A 15,960-nucleotide genomic window follows, 5' to 3' on the forward strand; every position below is an offset into this window, starting at 1 on the left:
TTAAAGTAGGATAGAACTTACGAACTTATCCAGTGGGAAATATTCGTAAGTTCCATTTTATGGTAAATAGCATAACCCATGTCCCATAAGTTAGCTACTGAATGAAAAGTTCTACTCCCAATTAACTTCCTTTCGTAGGTGATATTGTTGGAAGATTTTGATTCATTTCTTCTTTCGCTTTCTCTATAAATGTTTGGCCTTTGGATTGCCAAAACTTAGGTGAATTACCGGTCACTGCTGATACTATAGCTAAAGCGGCCAGGCCGGGTAATACTCCCGTTAAAACGATGCCGATTACAGCTGCTGTATTGGCAATATATCTTTGCCATTTAGGATCTTTATGTTTTTTAATGTCCTCATTGGCTTCGTTTAGTTTAGTATAAAATCCAATGACTTTGTCGCTGGGTTTTATTACCCTGTCATCATTAAGGTGTTCAAATAATGCGCTGACACTATCGATTTTTTTCTTCAATATAGAGCTGGACTCGTTTTCAGGCCATACATCTATTCGTCGAATGTCTTCAATTAACGATGGTATGCTTGCATTCGTAACAACAAGGTCATGATTAACGCTCTGTTTCACTTCTTTAGCGAGATGGATAAGGTATTCTTGCGTTAATGGTATAAGCTTGCTTCTTACCAGCATTTGGCATTGCAACTCAGTATCATTATTTAATACGTCTTTAAGACTCTGATTTTCATCGGCTAACGCACGTTGCCCGTTTAAGGCACTTCTATTAGATTGCTGTAATCTTGCAAAAATCTGTTGATTTTCAATTTCCAGTCTTGCAATAGTTGTTTCAAGTGCTGATTTTTCACCTTGTGCAGCAGCCAGACCTTCTTCAAGTCGTGCTTTGTTCTCAGTCAGAGTTGAAATAGACGCATCAAGTGCTGATTTCTCGCCTTGTACAGCAGCCAGACCTTCTTCAAGTCGTGCTTTGTCCTCAGTCAGAGTTGAAATAACGGCATCAAGTACGGATTTCTCGCCTTGTACAACAACCAGACTTTCTTCGACTCGTGCTTTGTCATTAATCAGAGTTGAATTAGCAGCTTCTAGTGCTAATTTCTCGCCTCTTACAGCAGTCAGGCTTTCTTCAAGTTGTGCATTATCCGAAGTCAGACTTGAAACATTTGACTTAAGTACTTGATTTTCTCGACCCAAACTGGCGTTTTGTTGTTCGAGCAGCCGTTTTGCTGACTCGAGCGCTAAAGTGCCTGCTTGCTGTTCTTCATTTTGCCTTTCTAATGTTCTCAGTTGTAATTGAAGCTCAGAAATTGTTGTGTTACGGCGGGCCAGTTCCATTTCTACATGATTTACAGCACCTAGACCAATCGCAAGTCCTTCAATCTGTTTGTATAATGCATCGTTGTTGGCATACAAAGGTTTAATTTCTCGAAGCAAATCTAATTTATGATTTACTATATATTCAGCTACTAATCGGATTAAATGATCTCGCTGTTCTTCGAGCTCATTATTCCACTTAGTGTAATCCAGTTCATCATTAAATGCTTTGAAATCAGGTAATTTGACTCTAAAGTGCTCAATGCGGTGATGTGCACTAATTACTTCAGCCATCAGGTTTTCGGTGTCATAATCAATACTGTCCTCAAGTGCTTCATTCATCACCCCATTGACCCATTGCAGCGAGTTATTCGCTAACTCTGAATGGAGTTCTGCTGAAGCCAATTGCTCAGCAAACTCTCTGTACGAAATCAGTTCTTGATCAATAAATTCTCTGATTGCTTGAGGATTTGGATTTCGTTCCTTTAACTGTTGCATTTCTATCAACGTTCGTCGTATTTTAATATCTAAATTGTATTCATTACTATTTCGTCCATCAGATAGCTGATTTAAATTCGTACTGATCTCCTGAAGTTTATTTTGTAAAACATTAAAAAATGTATTTTCCCTCAGCTTGATTGAAATATTTTTATAGTCTTCTGCTAGTGACTCTCGTTTTGAAGTCAGAGTTGATTCAAGACTTGTATTTAATACTTCATTAATTTTTTGTGCCACTTCATTGTCAGGATCTCTTGCAAGATTTCTAAACTCCGCAAAGGCGCTCTGAACTGCGAAATACAATGATGCTCTTTCTTCTGGATTGGTCAATTGATCCTGTAGATAAGGTCTTCTGACTTCTTCGATTAACATTTTTAAGCCATCAAGCATCAACGCAAAACCCTCTTTTGTCTCGATTGTGGCAGCCAATGTATCCAATCTCACAGAGTCAGTAATGTTTGCTAGCGCAGCCGGTCGATCTTTCAAATCCTTCAGGGCTTTTGTGTGTAGGCATAAACTAACAAAACGTTGAACTGATTGATTTATTGTTTCGTTTAACGGTGCATTATTTCTTAGCCCTAACTCATGAGTTAGATGAATGCGCGCATGCTCATAGTTTAAAAAGCGTCCACCGGGAACTACGGGTACTACTGATTCAAGATAAGTATCATTATGGGCTTGATAATGAACAATACGTTGATCAAGTACATTCCATATGCGTCTGATAAATGCTTGTTCCTGACCCAATACGGGATAGGATGTTTTATTAAATTGACGATAGGCATCCCTGTTAGTGATAATTTCGTCATACAAACGGTAGTATAACGCTTGAACCCGATTATTAAATTCAGGTGAATATTCAGTCCCATCAAATAGCGGGGATATCAACTCTGCAAAGGGATCATCAGGATTATCTCCTGGATGAAGTGTTACATCATGCCTTTTTAAAAATTCAATGATTTTAATTAAGACGAGCTCTTGTACGTGATCAGTAGTACCATCGGGATTAATTTTTCTTTGTTGATCACTCAAGTTACCAGAACCTGTGCCATGGTGGCCTGGCAAGCTAACGAGCTTAAATTGAGTGTCCGGAGAGTCACATTTAGGCACAATGGCTTTAAAACATCGAGTTCTTTCATTCTCGTAGGTATATTGTTCGTATTCACTAACTATCTTTGGGACTCTGTAGAACCGGGGATCTCTCCATGCCAAGCTTGAAGCATGAGTGACAACCATATAGTTACCCCCAGGGACTGGGTCAATATTGAGTATGGATAATTTTACCTTTCCAATATGCGCTGCAACGTGATCGAGATTGATTGATGATAAAGCATCTCGGTGAGTTCCGTTCATTGCTGTTCGGGTATATTTGCATTCACTGTTGCTTAATTGTCTTCTATCATAATTAGGATCCGATAAAAGAGATTGAATGCGTTCCAGTTCATGAGCAACAAGAATCGCCTCTACTGCTCCCCTGCTATGAGCTATGATGCTGATGTTTTCTTCACCGCGGCTAATCGCTTCCAATATTGCTTGTACACCTCGCGCAATTCGATCCCCTACTTCTTGCCCTAAAGTAGTTGGTCCGTTTACCACAGCGACATTTGAGTTCCTGAACTGTGTGCATTCGTCTACAGCTTGGGGACTACCTTGAATCATGGTAGAAATGTAACTTAATGTTTCTGCCTTGTCGTATGCATTCTCAAGTCTGCCTGGGGTATATGCAGTATCGGTACCCAATAATGTTAAAGTAAAAGTCATTGCACTCTCGAATTCTTTTTTATGTTCTTTTAGTATATTATATGATCATTAAGGCAACATTAAATAACTACACCTCAAAACCATACCCAGTGTAAGTTTTATAACCAATTCTCATTGTCAGATTTAATTTCCGAAGCATGTTCTCCCAGCCTGTCAGTAACCAATCAAGCCATATAAGGCCAGGATTCACCATTGCCATAGAATCTCTGTTTTTTGTGAACTACTGCAGCTTCTGTAAATGGAGGGTCAAAGGAAGGTTTATGAGTATATTCAGTATTCTTTCCGAGCATGAATAAAAAATAATCCGGATTGACAGTAACATGTTCGACTAATAAAACTTGCCATAGCGCGTGCAAATCATTAACTTTGGACATAGTAAGCTCTACAATTCTGGAGCCAACTCGAAAATATTCCTTCAGCATTCAGTTCAATGCAGTACGGGGTTTAGCTAAAACACAGGGGTAACCTGCGCCATGTAAACTATGATTTATTGATGCAATTCTATATTTTAAAAATCCATTTGATTTTCGAAACGGAACATAGGTTAAAAATAGAACACACTCTATGCTTTTTTTGTAAGACTGTCAATAAGGTTTATATGCATCCATGTACATTCTGATGCAATGGGGAGTGGCTAATCGGCATGATATATTCGCTGCGTTATACATAAGGTTTTTCCATCATCGCGCTTCACTTCCGAGCTCCCTTAATTGTGATGCTACACGATGGCGAGATTTAAAAGAAAATCACATTGATACTTTTATGCTCTCAGAGTAAAATATTTCAACATCAATCAATTTCATCCGTCTATTTAAATGAAAAAACCAACAAGTCCTCTAGGCAAACTATCTATTTTTTCTTCTGAATCACTACAGAATACAAAGTTAAATACTAATGTAGCGGCACCTTCTTTAACAGCTGTTGCAACAAATCTTGGAGTAAGTTCAATTACGTCAATGGCGAGCATCGAGCCCATTTCTCTTTCAGTGTACCTAGGTTGTATCATCTTGGGAATAGCTTGTTTACCAGGGTTTACTTCCGGCTTATTATTAGGCTCATTATGCACTTTGGCCGTCGGTTCTCTTTCCCAAATCATGCAATTTATTGATCCTTTATATGTGCGAAATAGTCACTATTACCGTTATGTACTTGATAATCCTTTAACAGTAACAATAACAGCCCCTCTAATAGAAGAGCTTATTTTCCGTGGGTTGCTATTAACAGTAGCTTTAATCGCAGTTACAACTTTATTCCCTATAACTACGACAATAATGATGTGGGAAACAGGTATATCACTTGCAGCGGCAATCGCAATAAGCGCAGTAGCCATGGTGTTCGGTCTGGTCCATCTTGGTAATGAGCATGAGGGAGCTTATCGCCAAGCGTTTATAGCGACTCTTTCAGGAATAGCATTCGGAGTTATGGCACTTCAATTTGGGCTCGGAACTGCTATTGGAGCGCACGTCATCAATAATTCAATCTCATACACCATTGCCTATTTATCAGACTTAGGTTTTCTCAAACCTTCGTTAGGTTTGTCAGTGCAATCTGAAGAGTCCGACACTTCTGAATTAAACTTCGCTATGTAGCATCTATTTAATCTGTTAGGGAGGCATTCGAGCACCTTAATCGAAGCACCTCCCAAAGAAATTTGAACTATTAATAACTTAAATTAACGGTATCGTTATTGGGGTGTTTAATCGACACCATAGAATTCTAACCCGCTGACTTTTATGACCTCACATTAATTGACATACGTAGGTCAATGGCTTGCAATGTGACTCATGAATAAATACACACTCCACAGAGCTTTTAAAAAAACACGATTGCGATGGATTTAATCGTGGAACAATTTAATGCAACTTTGAAATGAGCTTATTTTTCAATGAATTCACTACTCTATACACAAGGTTATCCACAGAAATTGTGGATAACATAAACTGAATAGAATAAAGAAGATGGCCTTATAGCCTATGTAAATAAAGGGTTTTGGAATTCGTGATTATAAACAGGGAATATGGACGGTGAAAAATGATTAAAATTATCCACAGATAAAAACGTGTGTGTAAACACAATGCGGGGCATGTATTATATCAAATTTATTATTAAATTACAGTCATTTTTTAATTTTTAATGTTTATTAGATTTTGTTGATAATGTGTATCTGCCTTGGCTTGTTTCTGTGTCTTGATCTCATCTCAGACGATATCTGCGCGTTGTGTGATTTAAGGATTCAAAAGTAATGTATTTAACACGCCCTAAGTTGGAATTCTTTACACCCATCCATGAAAATTAAAATAGATTGATTATCATTAACTACTAAGAGTTTTTCTAAGAAGAATAGCATCTTCAACTCCATGCTCATCTTTATAGTAATCTTTCTTGATTTCCACTTCTTCAAAGCCTAGTGATTGATACAGGTGTAAAGCATTATAGTTACTTGGTCTGACCTCAAGAATTACTTGTTTAGTCTCCGTAAATTTGGATAAGGAATAAAGGACCGTTTGCAGTAGTTTTCGCCCTAATCCTTTTGACTGAAGGGGTTTTGCTATACAAAAATTTAAAATATGACAACAGTTATTACTAATTCGGGAAATGATATATCCACCAAGAACTGGATTATCCCCATTGTTTATTTCCAGTACGCGACAATCATAACCGACCAAAACACAGTCTCTTAATATATCCTTACTCCATGGAGCAATATGAACATTAGTTTCTATAGAATAAACATTGTCTATATCAGATTCTTTCATACGACGAATGTTAAGTATCATTCGATGCTCCCGATATTTTGTAGCAATACATACAGAGTATTTATGACGAATCACTGTATTTCAAATAAGTCAGAACAAATATATTCGCGAATTATTCAAAATACAGCCGCAAATGAGCAGTAAAAAGATGATACTGAAACTTTATTCGGAGCTTGTTTTCTATATACAAAAATAGATTTGGATTAGAAAAACAAGCTTCGTTAGATAAGGGTTATAGAGAAATTTTAACTTCCTATAGCCCTGGTTCAATTAGTTACCAGTTACCAATTTATTTCTTTTTCTTTTTGGGTAAATAAAGATCGGTAATCGTTCCCTCAAATGCTTCTGCTGCTTGAGCTATTGTTTCAGATAAAGTTGGATGAGGATGAATTGTTAATGCAATATCCTCAACATCGCAACACATTTCAATAGCTAAAGCTGTCTCTGCAATGAGATCCCCAGCATTGATACCGACAATTCCAGCGCCTAGTATACGGTTTGTTTCAGGACAAAATAGTAATTTGGTCATCCCTTCTTCCCTGCCCATACTTAATGCCCGACCACTGGCAGCCCATGGGAACGTGGCTTTTTCGTAATTAATGCCTTTTTCTTTTGCTTCTTTTTCAGTTAAACCAACCCAGGCCAGTTCAGGATCTGTATAAGCAACGCTGGCAATACATTTTGGTTCAAAATAATGTTTTTTACCGGCAATAACTTCAGCTGCCACTTTGCCTTCAGGAATGGCTTTATGAGCAAGCATAGGTTGGCCCACAACATCACCAATGGCAAAAATATGGGGAACATTGGTTCTTAGTTGATTGTCCACTTTAATAAACCCACGTTCATCAACTTTAACCCCGGCTTTCTCAGCATTGATCGTTCCACCATTAGGTTTTCTACCAACTGAAACCAGAACTTGTTGGAAGCATAATGGCTTATCAGTTGCATGCTCCCCTTCCATGGATACGTAAATACCGTCTTTCTTGGCTTCAACAGCAGTGACTTTAGTTTTAAGCAGGAATTTAACACCCTTTTTAACCATTCTCTTTTGTAGCACATTGACCAAATCAGAGTCTGCACCGGGTATTAGTTGATCCATAAATTCAACAACGGTGACATCAACACCTAATGAAGAATAAACTGTCGCCATTTCCAAACCAATAATACCACCGCCTAAAACTAACAGACTACCCTTAATATCAGCAAGTTCCAAAGCACCAGTTGAACTGAATATACGCTTATCTTCTGGAATAAAAGGCAAATTAATTGACTCAGATCCTACCGCAATAATGGCATTCTCAAAATCAACCTCAACAGGCCCCTCTTTCGTTTCAACAACAACTTGATGGGTTCCAGAGAACTTTCCTACACCAGTGAGAACTTCAACTTTTCTCTGCTTGGAAAGGGCTTTTAATCCGCCTGTTAATTTTGAAACTACGGAATTTTTCCAGGCTACTAACTTTTTGTTATCCAGTTTGGGCTTCCCAAACTCAACACCCTGGTCAGACATTTCATGAGCTTCATCAACTACTTTAGCAATATGTAAAAGTGCTTTTGATGGAATGCAACCAACATTGAGGCACACGCCACCCAGTGAGTCAAATCGCTCAACCAGGACTACTTTTTTACCCAAATCAGCTGCTCTAAAAGCGGCAGTATATCCGCCAGGTCCACTACCTAAAACTACGACATCAGTTTTAATTTTGTTAGCCATTATTAATGCCTCATATTGAAAATTACAGTTAAATTATCTCATAAACTCAGAGTAGCACTCTTCTAATATCAGATAAGTTATCACTTATATAACGTGTAAATCGTGCTGCCTCAGCACCATCTATAACTCTATGATCGTAAGATAAAGACAGAGGTAGCATTAATCTTGGCCTGAATTCTCCTTTATCATATATCGGTTTTACTGATGAACGCGATAATCCAAGAATCGCGACTTCCGGACTGTTTACTATAGGAGTAAAAGACGTGCCTCCAATACCACCCAGGCTGGATATTGTAAAGCAACCACCAGCCATATCTGCTGGCATTAAACCTTTATCTCGGGCTTTGCTGCTTAATCGTCCCATCTCCAATGCAATGTCACTTACTGCAAGTTGATCCACACTTTTAATCACAGGAACCACCAAACCATTACTGGTTTCGACTGCAATTCCTATGTTGCAATACTTTTTGTATATTAACTGTTCACCGCTGGCATCCAGCGATGAATTAAATTGCGGATAAGCCTGTAAAGCTTTGCTGACCACTTTGCAAACAAATGCCAATATAGTTAATTTATAACCGGAATCTTTAATCCGTTCTGATTCTGATTTTCTAAACTCTTCCAGGTCTGTAATATCTGCTTCATCAAATTGGGTAACATGAGGAATGGTTATCCAGGAGCGATGTACATTGGCACCAGTTAATCGTTTAATTTTATTCAGTGGTTTTAACTCAATGTCACCAAATTTACTAAAATCAATTACTGGTGCTGATGGTACATTAAATTGGCCGCTAGCTGGCTGTTCGCTTAAGCGGCTTTTTATGTAATTTTGTACATCCTCTTTAGTAATGCGAGTTTTACGTCCACTTCCTTTTACGAGTCGTAAATCAACCCCTAGTTCTCTGGCCATTCGGCGCACAGCAGGGCCCGCAGATAGAAGTTCTGCATGCTCAACAGGCTCAGAAACGACAATAATCTCTGAACGAGATTCTATTGCTGGGCTTGCTTGTGTATGCTGTTTTTCAGTTGGTGCGGGCGCAGTAATGATTGGCTCATTTTTTTCGGTCTCATCGCCTGCAATCGGCTCCATGATAAGTATTGGTGTTCCTTGAGCTACTTTATCACCTAATTTAATTTTGACATCTACAATCTTGCCTGAATAAGGCGAAGGTATATCCATTGTCGCCTTATCCCCTTCAAGGGTAATCAATGACTGATCTTTCTCAATATTCATACCCGGCTGTACTAAAATATCGATAACATCTACATCGGTTGCACCACCAATATCAGGTACAGTTATTTCGATAGTTTTTTTATTGTTACTTGATATAGATTGAGTTTCTTTAGCCGGCTCATCGCTTTTTTGAGGTTGAGGAGTATCTGCCAAAGTTTCAACTTGAAGGACTTCATTGTCCTGATTAATTGATGCCACAAGGATCAAATCACCTTCAGATACTTTATCCCCTACTTTTAAAGCGATACGGCTGATAACGCCTTCTACTGGGGAAGGAATTTCCATGCTCGATTTATCTGTTTCAAGAGTAACAAGCGGAGTATCAACGTTAATCTGATCGCCTGCCTTAACTAAAATCTCAATCACATCAACCTGAGTTGCACCACCTATATCAGGTATTTTTATTTCTATTTCATTTGCCATATCTATCCTCAACATTCAGTTAAACTGTCGTAAAAATCTTCATTTCAGTTAGTTTAACTAATGGGTAACTGGATCTAATTTATCTGGATTAATAGAGTAACGCTTAATCGCATCCGCAACTTTAGACTTATCTATCGCTCCTTCGGCAACCAAGGCATTTAAAGCTGCCAGAACAATAAATTTAGCATCTACTTCAAAGAAATGCCGTAATCGTTCACGCGTGTCACTTCTTCCATAGCCGTCTGTGCCTAAGGTAACGTATCGATTAGGTACATAGGGTCGGATCTGATCGGCATAGATGCGCATATAATCTGTCGCTGCAATAACTGGTCCTTTGCGATCCTTAAGCTGGGAAGCTACATACGATTCTTGAGGTGTAGATTCAGGATGCATTGCATTATGACGCTCTTTGGCCAAACCATCACGACGCAATTCATTAAAGCTTGTTACGCTCCAAATATCTGAAGTAATCGAGTAATCATTTTCAAGCAGTTCAGCAGCTTTAATCACTTCACGTAGAATGGTGCCTGAGCCCATTAATTGGACATGATTTTTAGCGTTCTTTTTGCTTTCTTTAAATACATACATGCCTCGAATGATCCCTTCCTCGACCCCTTTTGGCATATCGGGTTGAACGTAGTTTTCATTCATTACAGAGATGTAGTAAAACACATTATCCGCTTTTTCATACATTCGGTGTAAACCATTCTGAATAATCACAGCAAGCTCATAAGCAAATGTTGGGTCGTAGGAAACGCAATTGGGAATGGTAGAAGCATAAAGATGACTATGCCCATCCTGATGTTGTAGCCCTTCACCAGCCAAAGTAGTTCGACCGGCTGTTCCACCAAGTAAAAATCCTCTTGCCTGGATATCGCCCGCAGCCCATGCTAAATCGCCAATCCGTTGGAAACCGAACATGGAATAATAGATATAGAACGGTATCATCGTGAGTTTATTGGAGCTGTATGAAGTCGCTGCAGCAATCCATGAACAGAATGCTCCAGCCTCATTGATGCCCTCTTCCAGAATCTGACCATCACGTGCTTCTTTGTAATACATAACCTGCTCATGATCAACAGGAGTATACAGTTGACCAACAGGAGAATAAATTCCAATTTGGCGGAATAACCCTTCCATACCAAAGGTTCTGCACTCATCAGGAATAATGGGAACAATTCTTGAACTCAACTCTTTGTTTTTCAGCAGAATAGAAAGAATACGTACAAAAGCCATTGTTGTTGATATTTCTCTATCACCCAAGCCATGAGTTACTGAGGCAAAGTCTTCTAAAGGAGGAATCGGTAACACCGGTACCTCATTAGATCGATGAGGTAAATAACCACCTAAAGCCTCTCGTTGTTTTTTAATGTATTGGATTTCAGGGCTATCGTCATCAGGTCTGTAAAATGGAATTTCTGCGATTTTATCGTCACTAATGGGTATACTGAAACGATCTCTGAATGCCTTTAATTGTTCTAAAGTCATTTTCTTTTGCTGGTGTGTAATATTGAGACCTTCTCCAGCAGCTCCCATTCCATAACCTTTAATAGTTTTAGCAAGAATTACTGTTGGGGTGCCTTTATACTCAACTGCCTGAGCGTAAGCAGCATAAACTTTTTGAGGATCGTGACCACCACGATTGAGGCGCCATATCTCCTCATCACTCAGATTTTCAACCATTTTCTTTAATTCGGGATATTGATTAAAAAAATGTTGTCTGACGTACGAGCCGTCATTTGCTTTGTAGGCTTGATAGTCACCATCAAGACACTCTTCCATCCTTTTTTGCATCCAGCCTTCTTTATCTCGGGCAAAAAGCGGATCCCAACGCCCTCCCCAAATTACTTTAATCACATTCCAACCGGCGCCTCGGAACAACCCTTCCAATTCCTGTATAATTTTTCCATTACCGCGCACAGGACCATCCAAGCGTTGTAAGTTGCAATTGACCACAAAAATAAGATTATCCAGTTTCTCTCTGGCGGCAATACTTAGAGCTCCTACTGATTCTGGCTCATCCATTTCACCATCGCCAAGAAATGCCCAAACTTTACGGCCCTCTGCTTTAATTAATCCTCTGTTTTCAAGGTATTTTAGAAAACGAGCTTGATAAATAGCCTGTAAGGGGCCTAATCCCATGGAAACAGTTGGGAACTGCCAGAAATCATGCATAAGCCAAGGATGCGGGTAAGAGGATAACCCATCCACTTCTACCTCTTGTCTGAATTTTTGCAGTTTGGATTCTGACAGGCGACCTTCAAGAAAAGCGCGAGCGTAGATTCCAGGCGAAGAATGGCCTTGAATATAAAGCAAGTCACCACCATTGTTTCCATTTGGTCCTTTAAAGAAATAGTTGAATCCTGTTTCATATAAAGTTGAAGAGGAGGCATAGGATGCGATGTGTCCCCCTAATTCAGGAGCATATTTTCCAGCCCGTAGAACCATTGCGACAGCATTCCAGCGTAACAAGGCATTGATACGCTTACCAAGTCCTTCATCAGGAGGCATTTGCTTCTCCTCATGAGGTTTAATCGTATTTCTGTAAGGAGTATTAATAGAACTAGTTAGTTTCACCCCTTCTGCATTTGCTTTATTTAAAAGCTGTTGTAAAAGAAATGCAGCACGCTCGTTACCATCATTGGCAAAAACAGCTTGCAGGGCATCCAGCCATTCACGTGTCTCAATTGGATCCAAATCAAAATTAGTTTCATTTGCCATGAAAAAGTTCCCCGACTTTCAAAATTTTATGTACAGTATGGTACAGCTTGTAAGCGCTTTTGTATTACACCAGTGCAATTTTGTTTGCAGGTTAAAAGATCTGATGTACAGTTACACGTTACTTTGCGGCATTGTAGTGGATCACGGTAAGAATTCAACCCACGTGACACATAACCCCCTTGAACTTGTTTGTCATGCACGTATTGACGGTAATTTTTTTCAGCCTCTTCAGAGGCAACCAGTGAACATCTTGGGCAATTATTGGAACATTGCTGTTTGCATGAATCGAACCGTTGCTCGCACAATTGCATGCATTGGGCTATTTCTTTGGACTTGACCATGCCTGGCTGTTGCGTAGCACAACCCGATAGCACTAAAAGCAAAGCGCAACAGATTAAACGAATAAAGTAACTCATAGATTAGTCCTACAATAAGTTATGGGGTATTACAATACTAGAGCCAAGCAACCAATGTAAATAAAGCAATAAACACCACGAATACTATTGTGGCATGCTCAACAAGTGCTTCAGCATTGGGTATCGGTATCTTATCAGATTCATTTACTCTTACTGCTTGCAAGCCGCATTCACTTAATAATCGATAGTTAGAATCCGGGCTATTAAGAACATATTGAAGAAAAGTAGCAAATCCGCGTTGAAAATTACCCACTAATAAAAACAATAAAGCGGTAATACGGGCTGGTACCCACTCAAGGATCTCAGTGACTTGTTTTGCTTGTTGACTTACCTCATTATAATTTTTGCACAAGGTGAATAATCTGTAGATTAAAACAACAATTGGCCCGGCAAGTATATACCAGAAAATAACGGCAAAAAGTTGGCTGTTTACCAAAGCAAAATAATCTCCTACGGACTCACTATCCTCAGTTTTAGAGTCAGATTCTGTAAGTGGATAAAATGCATTCTGGGGGCCTAAACAATAGAAAAAAATTAATGTGCTGAGCAATAATCCTGTAAAACCAAAAAACAGATTATGGAACACTAGGTATATAATTGATGTGAGCAAAGTGATCGGCAATATTATAGCCGCTAAATAAACCCAAGGATTGTCACTATGAATGCGCTTCTCAATGGCATTGGTAATCATTAAAAAATAATCACCAAACCATGAAAATCGTTGATATGAAAGCGAATGGATCAAAAAACGTTCACTAAGCAAGCACAATACAACTACCAATAATTTCATAATATTAATCCTTACGCATTTTATCTGATAGGGCAATCGGTGTGGGGTATTTCAATACTACAAGGTACGATGACACTATAAAGGTTAATATAGTTGTGGCCTGAATCAGATTGGAAGCAACATCCGAGATGAGTTTCGTACTAAGGGCAATGCTTGCAACCAGCAATGAAAACTCACTGGCCTGTCCAAGTCGAAACCCTACTTCTTTGGCAACTTGCTTTTTCTCGCCAGCTCTAAATAGCAGAATATAAAATAATAAAGGTTTAACAATTAGTATCAGTCCTGCAAGAATAACCGCCGGAATAACTACCTGTGCGGCATAACTGAAATTGAACGTGGCGCCAATGGTAAAGAAAAACATCACCAGGAAAAAATCCCTTAATGGTTTTAAGCTTTCTGCAATAAACAAAGAAATAGGGCTAGCTGCTAGAGCAACACCTGCTACAAATGCGCCTATGTCTTCAGAAAGTCCTAATTTTTGTGCTAAAAATGACAATCCAAGACACCAGCCAATAGAAAGTAAAAATACATACTCCTGTGTTCTATCAAAGCGCGCGAGCAATTTAATCAATATATAGCGCTCAAAAGCAAAAGCAAACAAACACAGAGCAGGAAGTGCAATCAAGACCAGCACCAAGTCATCTAATGATAATCCACCACCCTGGTGTGCTCCATTAATCAAGATTAAGATGATAATCGCAATGACGTCCTGCATTAGCAGAACACTGATCATGACTTCACCAGTATGTTGATGATGCAAGATAGTAGTTGGCAGCAATTTTAAGCCTATGATAGTACTTGAAAACATCATTGATGCTCCAAGAACCCATGATTCGGTAACAGTGAGTCCAAACCACCGACCTATTCCGTAAGCTATTCCGGCAAAGAGAACAGAGCTTACTATCGCGATCCACGTCACCTTTTTTAACATGTGAACCAGATTTTGTGGCTGTAGATGAAGACCTAGTAAAAACAGCAAGAATACAATTCCAATATCACCGATTTGTTGAATGGTCGTCACATCGGGTACCAACTTTAAACCCCAGGGACCGAAGGCAGCACCTAAAAGGATATAAGCAACCAGCAGCGATTGTCTGGTGTAGAGGACCAGTGTGGAAAAGAATGCAGCCCCAGCAAATATTAAAAATATTGTATAAAATACAGAGCCATCATGCATTGGTAGTGTGCCTCATAAGTAAATTGAATAGTGAAAATCATCCCTTTTTTGCAATTTTATCCATTAATCCATGAATTAGCTATTAATTCTTCAATTTCGTAACTTAATTTAATGTCAAAATTAAGTATATACCGTTAATCAGTTTTTTCATGAGAGTTTTAGCTAATAGATTTATTAGTCTGTAACACGCTAATTTGTTCAAACTGTATGAAGCACCTCCCTATGAATTCTCAGGATCCGGATTTTAAACCCCGGATCCCGGAAGGACTAGATAAGAACAGAAAAAGAACCAGTTACACCATTTTGGGCTAACATCTTTTTAAGGTTATCCGACATAGTTTTATTACCAAATGGCCCAACTCGGACAACATAATGTTGTTGGTAGTGCTCAATAAATACAGGGGATGGCGTAATATGAACCAATTTTTCTTTTAATCGTTTTGCAAGAATTTCCGATGAAAATGCACCTGCTTGTAGATAATAATGCGCAACACCAGAAGGTCCTTTCAACGTTTCAATTTCGACATTTGCAGTACCTTTGGGAAAAACGCCCAGCTTTAAGGCTGCTGCATAAGATAAATCAATGACTCGATCTGCATGAAAAGGTCCACGATCATTCACTTTAACCACAGCGACACGGCCATTGTCCAGATTTTTAACTTTAACATAAGTAGGTAAAGGCAAGGTTTTATGTGCTGCTGTCATCACATACATATCATAGGGTTCACCACTTGAAGTGCGTTGTTTGTGGAATTTAGTACCGTACCAGGATGCAACGCCTCGTGTTTTATATCCGCTAGAACTTTGCATCACTTTATACGCCTTACCATCTACGTAATACTCCGAGGGGTTGCCATAGCGGCTTAGAGGTTCACTGGCAGGAACCGGCTCTTTAAAACTAACATTTTGTTGCTTTTCAGGAGCTCCATCCTGTTTTATGGTATATCGATTATTTTTGTTTTTATATCGATCGTAAACGGAATTTTGCTGATACTGACGAGGATTGTTTACTTTTTGTTTTACGGAATTTGTCGATGATGAATCTGGTGAATTGGTCGTTTGGCAACTTGAAAGTAAAACAGTTAAAACTAAAAGTATTTTTCGCATTTTTTTTCTTTATTATTAATATTTATTTCCTTGTAATATACCTAAATTTATTGAATTTTCGTAGTTTTGTAATCAATTAAA

Annotated in this window: 11 protein-coding genes; 1 reads left to right on the top strand and 10 read right to left on the bottom strand. The window is 38.8% G+C overall.

Features of this window, described 5'->3' with window-relative positions:
* Positions 1–121: 121 nt before the first annotated feature.
* The 3 genes from G543_RS0111340 to G543_RS19120 all read right to left on the bottom strand — a co-directional run bounded on the left by G543_RS0111340 (position 122) and on the right by G543_RS19120 (position 4,637).
* Positions 122–3,541: a coiled-coil domain-containing protein gene (locus G543_RS0111340; RefSeq protein ID WP_028384617.1), complete on the bottom strand. Its 3,420-nt coding sequence runs from the start codon at positions 3,539–3,541 to the stop codon at positions 122–124.
* A gap of 164 nt (positions 3,542–3,705) precedes the next feature.
* Complete coding sequence (locus G543_RS0111345) at positions 3,706–3,915, bottom strand: hypothetical protein (RefSeq protein ID WP_133141354.1); 210 nt, start codon at positions 3,913–3,915, stop codon at positions 3,706–3,708.
* Between the two features lie 437 nt (positions 3,916–4,352).
* Entirely contained in the window at positions 4,353–4,637 is a 285-nt protein-coding gene (locus tag G543_RS19120; protein WP_028384619.1) for a hypothetical protein, read from the bottom strand.
* Positions 4,638–4,659: 22 nt separating this feature from the next.
* On the opposite strand from G543_RS19120, the gene G543_RS19125 reads away from it, so the two are divergent.
* Positions 4,660–5,130, top strand: a complete 471-nt coding sequence (locus G543_RS19125; protein WP_162145892.1) for a CPBP family intramembrane glutamic endopeptidase — start codon at positions 4,660–4,662, stop codon at positions 5,128–5,130.
* A gap of 723 nt (positions 5,131–5,853) precedes the next feature.
* On the opposite strand, the gene rimI is transcribed toward G543_RS19125, so the two are convergent.
* From rimI to G543_RS0111395, 7 genes are all read right to left on the bottom strand, one after another.
* A complete protein-coding gene (gene rimI / locus G543_RS0111360; protein WP_028384621.1) occupies positions 5,854–6,318 on the bottom strand; it encodes a ribosomal protein S18-alanine N-acetyltransferase in 465 nt (154 codons plus the stop codon).
* Between the two features lie 268 nt (positions 6,319–6,586).
* Positions 6,587–8,011: a dihydrolipoyl dehydrogenase gene (lpdA, locus tag G543_RS0111365; protein ID WP_028384622.1), complete on the bottom strand. Its 1,425-nt coding sequence runs from the start codon at positions 8,009–8,011 to the stop codon at positions 6,587–6,589.
* 46 nt (positions 8,012–8,057) lie between these two features.
* Positions 8,058–9,668: a dihydrolipoyllysine-residue acetyltransferase gene (locus tag G543_RS0111370; RefSeq protein ID WP_028384623.1), complete on the bottom strand. Its 1,611-nt coding sequence runs from the start codon at positions 9,666–9,668 to the stop codon at positions 8,058–8,060.
* Positions 9,669–9,725: 57 nt separating this feature from the next.
* Positions 9,726–12,389, bottom strand: a complete 2,664-nt coding sequence (aceE, locus tag G543_RS0111375; RefSeq protein ID WP_028384624.1) for a pyruvate dehydrogenase (acetyl-transferring), homodimeric type — start codon at positions 12,387–12,389, stop codon at positions 9,726–9,728.
* Between the two features lie 453 nt (positions 12,390–12,842).
* Positions 12,843–13,595 carry a regulatory signaling modulator protein AmpE gene (ampE, locus tag G543_RS0111385; protein ID WP_028384626.1) on the bottom strand — a complete coding sequence of 251 codons (753 nt, stop codon included), beginning with the start codon at positions 13,593–13,595 and terminating at the stop codon, positions 12,843–12,845.
* 4 nt (positions 13,596–13,599) lie between these two features.
* Positions 13,600–14,772, bottom strand: a complete 1,173-nt coding sequence (locus G543_RS0111390) for a cation:proton antiporter (protein WP_028384627.1) — start codon at positions 14,770–14,772, stop codon at positions 13,600–13,602.
* A gap of 267 nt (positions 14,773–15,039) precedes the next feature.
* Positions 15,040–15,879: a septal ring lytic transglycosylase RlpA family protein gene (locus tag G543_RS0111395; RefSeq protein WP_028384628.1), complete on the bottom strand. Its 840-nt coding sequence runs from the start codon at positions 15,877–15,879 to the stop codon at positions 15,040–15,042.
* Positions 15,880–15,960: the final 81 nt, after the last annotated feature.

Source organism: Legionella moravica DSM 19234, from assembly GCF_000423305.1.
Lineage (GTDB): Bacteria > Pseudomonadota > Gammaproteobacteria > Legionellales > Legionellaceae > Legionella > Legionella moravica.

What these genes read in the sequence shown, in the direction of transcription:
- G543_RS0111340 (WP_028384617.1), bottom strand. Translation starts at nt 3,541, where the DNA reads ATGACTTTTACTTTAACATTATTGGGTACCGATACTGCATATACCCCA.
- G543_RS0111345 (WP_133141354.1), bottom strand. Translation starts at nt 3,915, where the DNA reads ATGTCCAAAGTTAATGATTTGCACGCGCTATGGCAAGTTTTATTAGTC.
- G543_RS19120 (WP_028384619.1), bottom strand. Translation starts at nt 4,637, where the DNA reads ATGATTTGGGAAAGAGAACCGACGGCCAAAGTGCATAATGAGCCTAAT.
- rimI (WP_028384621.1), bottom strand. Translation starts at nt 6,318, where the DNA reads ATGATACTTAACATTCGTCGTATGAAAGAATCTGATATAGACAATGTT.
- lpdA (WP_028384622.1), bottom strand. Translation starts at nt 8,011, where the DNA reads ATGGCTAACAAAATTAAAACTGATGTCGTAGTTTTAGGTAGTGGACCT.
- G543_RS0111370 (WP_028384623.1), bottom strand. Translation starts at nt 9,668, where the DNA reads ATGGCAAATGAAATAGAAATAAAAATACCTGATATAGGTGGTGCAACT.
- aceE (WP_028384624.1), bottom strand. Translation starts at nt 12,389, where the DNA reads ATGGCAAATGAAACTAATTTTGATTTGGATCCAATTGAGACACGTGAA.
- ampE (WP_028384626.1), bottom strand. Translation starts at nt 13,595, where the DNA reads ATGAAATTATTGGTAGTTGTATTGTGCTTGCTTAGTGAACGTTTTTTG.
- G543_RS0111390 (WP_028384627.1), bottom strand. Translation starts at nt 14,772, where the DNA reads ATGCATGATGGCTCTGTATTTTATACAATATTTTTAATATTTGCTGGG.
- G543_RS0111395 (WP_028384628.1), bottom strand. Translation starts at nt 15,879, where the DNA reads ATGCGAAAAATACTTTTAGTTTTAACTGTTTTACTTTCAAGTTGCCAA.